We start from the raw sequence: 2,063 nt of genomic DNA, 5'->3' as shown, positions 1-2,063 counted from the left end.
CGCAACGCACGAGCCGCGCCGCAAAGGCGCCCGACCGCAGCCTCGCCGCCGCGGCGCAGGCGCCAGGCCGCGCCGCTTCTGTGCCAAAGGTAATGCTGCGCAGCAAACCGGCTGGTGCATCGCCGCAAGCCGTGCTAGCTTGCCCGTATGGCACAAGTCCGAGTCATCAAGAAGTACCCGAACCGTCGGCTCTACGACACCGAGATCTCGAGCTACATCACGCTGGAAGAAGTCCGCCAGCTCGTGGTCGACGGCGAGGAGTTCGAAGTCCGCGACGCCAAGACCGGCGAAGAGCTGACCCGATCGGTCCTGCTGCAGATCATCGCCGAGCACGAGGAACGCGGCCAGCCGATGTTCACGACCCAGCTGCTGTCGCAGGTGATCCGGTTCTACGGCGATTCGCTCCAGGGCTTCATGGGCGGCTATCTCGAACGCAGCCTGCAGGTCTTCCTCGACCAGCAACAGCAGTTCCGCAGCCAGCTCAACACGATGATGGGCCAGACCCCCTGGTCCATGCTCAACGATCTGACCGAACGCAACATGGACATGTGGAAGTCCCTGCAGCAGGGCTTCCTGAATGCCGCGACGAGCTCGATGAAGGCCGGCGGCAACGGCAACAAGGACAAGGAAAAGTCCTGACCGTCCGGCGCGGCGTCCGCCGCGCCCTTTCCAGCACCGAGAGCCTGCGCCGCGTCTGGCGAGGCCGCTGCGCGTACAGCCATATCCTCAGGGGGATACATCCATGAATCGGCGCATCGCCATCGTCAGCGGCGGCATAGGCGGGCTCGGTACGGCCATCTGCCGCCATCTCGCCCTCTCGGGTCATTACGTAATCGCCGCCGACCTCGCGGCGCGCGCCGAACGCATCGCCGCGTTCGGCGAGGAGACCGCCGACCTGGCCGACCGTATCCGCTTCATGCCGCTGGACATCAGCGACTTCGATGCCTGCGCCGCGCTCGTGCGCAAGGTCGAGGCCGAATTCGGCAGCCTCGACGTGCTCGTCAACGCGGCCGGCATCACGCGCGACACGACCTTGCGCAAGATGAGCCCGGAGCAGTGGCGCAGCGTGCTGACGGTCAATCTCGACGGCGTCTACAACCTCTGCCGCAACGCCGTCGACGGCATGTGCACGCGCGGCTACGGCCGCATCGTCAACATTTCCTCGGTCAACGGCCAGACCGGCCAGTTCGGCCAGACCAACTACGCCGCAGCCAAGGCCGGCATGCACGGCTTCACGATGGCGCTGGCGCGCGAGGTCGCGCGCAAGGGCGTCACCGTGAACAGCGTCTCGCCGGGCTACTGCGAAACCGCGATGGTGCTGCAGATCGCGCCGGATATCCGCGAAGGCATCATTGCCGACGTGCCCGTGGGCCGCCTCGGCAAGCCGGCCGAGATCGCCCGCGTGGTCGACTTCCTCGCCGCCGCCGACTCGGGCTTCATCACGGGCGCGAACATTCCGGTCAACGGCGGCTATTTCATGGATTTCTGAGCGGGCGCCGCAGCGGGCCGTCGGGCCCGGCGGCGCCGGTTCACCAGATCAGGTCGGCCGGCACGTCGTCCTCTAGCGGCGCGTTCGGATCGACCAGCAGCACGAGCGCGTCGGCCAGCACGGCCTTGACCTGCTGCGCGACGTCGACGGCGACGATGAGGTAGCGGCCGTTGTGTTGCACGACGGCGAGCTCGCCGCGATTCAGCGCGGCCAGCTGCGCCTGGGTGCAGTAGACGCGGCGGATCTTGCCGCCGTGCTCGAAGTGCCGCGCATGTTCCGCCTCGGCCGCGTTCAGCGCCTTGCCGTTGAGCAGGCGCGCGACCTGTTCGCGGCGCTCGCGCTTTTCGCGCGCCTTCTGTTCGGCTTCGCGCTGGGCGCGCTCGCGCTCCTCGCGCTCGCTGCGCGCACGCAATGCGTAGGCCTGGGCCAGATCCGGCTCGCCCGACGCGGGCCTGGGCGGCTTCTGCGCCGGCTTCGCTGCCGGATTGGCGCCGCCGCGCGGCGACGGCTTGCCCGAACCCTGGTGCGTACCCGGACGCGGGCCGCGGACGTCGCCGGGGCGGCCGCCCGGCCT

General features: G+C 68.7%; 3 protein-coding genes. 2 read left to right on the top strand and 1 reads right to left on the bottom strand.

The genetic code is table 11. From position 1 onward, the window contains the following. Positions 1 to 147: 147 nt before the first annotated feature. Both phaR and phbB read left to right on the top strand, forming a co-directional pair. Complete coding sequence (gene phaR, locus NON22_RS23535) at positions 148 to 639, top strand: polyhydroxyalkanoate synthesis repressor PhaR (RefSeq protein WP_257389419.1); 492 nt, start codon at positions 148 to 150, stop codon at positions 637 to 639. Positions 640 to 742: 103 nt separating this feature from the next. Beyond that, positions 743 to 1,489, top strand: coding sequence for an acetoacetyl-CoA reductase (phbB, locus tag NON22_RS23530; RefSeq protein WP_257389418.1), 747 nt, complete (start codon positions 743 to 745; stop codon positions 1,487 to 1,489). Between the two features lie 40 nt (positions 1,490 to 1,529). Here phbB and NON22_RS23525 read toward each other — a convergent pair. Continuing rightward, positions 1,530 to 2,063 (bottom strand): DUF2058 family protein (locus NON22_RS23525; protein ID WP_257389417.1); only part of this gene is annotated, 534 nt, incomplete at its 5' end.

It is taken from the genome of Tahibacter caeni (assembly GCF_024609805.1).
In the GTDB taxonomy this organism is placed as follows: domain Bacteria; phylum Pseudomonadota; class Gammaproteobacteria; order Xanthomonadales; family Rhodanobacteraceae; genus Tahibacter; species Tahibacter caeni.
This window is presented reverse-complemented; position numbering and strand designations above follow the sequence as displayed.